This window comes from Methylopila musalis (assembly GCF_042679725.1).
GTDB lineage: Bacteria > Pseudomonadota > Alphaproteobacteria > Rhizobiales > Methylopilaceae > Methylopila > Methylopila musalis.
In genome coordinates this window covers 1-753 of the sequence record NZ_JBHTMX010000411.1, presented here as the reverse complement: position 1 = coordinate 753, position 753 = coordinate 1, and the positions used below count along the sequence as shown (strand labels likewise).

Below are 753 nucleotides of genomic sequence, written 5' to 3'. Positions count from 1 at the left end.
AGCCCCGCCGCCGGATCGAGCGCGTGGAGCGCGCCATAGGCCCGCGCCGGGGGGTGGTCGAGCGCGAGCGGCGGCCGCAGGCGGCGCACGCGGCCGCCCTCCTGATCGATCAGGACCGGCGCGTCGTCGCGGCCGACCGCCTCACGGAAGTCGCTAACGAGAGCGCGGATCTGGTCATGGGAGGCGATGTTGCGGCCGAACAGGATCAGGCCCCACGGCTCCGCGTCGCGGAAGAAGGCGCGCTCGTCGTCGGTGAGCGCGAGGCCGGAGCAGCCGGACACGAAAGCGCGGGCGGGCATGGGCTGAGAGACCGTTTGAGAAGCGCCAGGGCGCGCGATCGAACGCCCGAGCCAAGCGCGGGCATGACGGCGTAACGGAATGGTCGAACGTGCTCTGAGGCTCGCGAAAAGAAACCGGCGGCCGCGCGGGGAGACGCGCGCGGCCGCCGGGAAGAGGCGTCAGTTGCGGGAGACCACGCAGTCGCCGCCGGCGGAGCGCAGCGAGCCGCAGACGCTGGAGGCCTGCGTCCCGTCGGCGAACGGCCCGACGCGCACGCGGTAATAGGTGCCGCGGTCGCCCAGATTGGCCGGCTGGATGCTGGCGGAATAGGAGCCGAGCACCTGCGGGTACTTGCGCTGCAGCGCGGCGTAGGCCGCGCGGGCCTCCGCCTCGGAGCGCTGGGAGGTGACCTGCACCACGAAGCCGCCGGAGCGGGTGGTCGCGGCGGGCGCCGCCGGCGCCGGCTGGCGGCGT

At 74.4% G+C, this 753-nt stretch carries 1 protein-coding gene and 1 pseudogene; both read right to left on the bottom strand.

The window, feature by feature from the left end:
- Positions 1 to 299: pseudogene (locus tag ACFQ4O_RS18015) on the bottom strand (beta-hexosaminidase); the annotation flags it as partial.
- 159 nt (positions 300 to 458) lie between these two features.
- Positions 459 to 753 (bottom strand): SPOR domain-containing protein (locus ACFQ4O_RS18010; protein ID WP_378777803.1); only part of this gene is annotated, 295 nt, incomplete at its 5' end.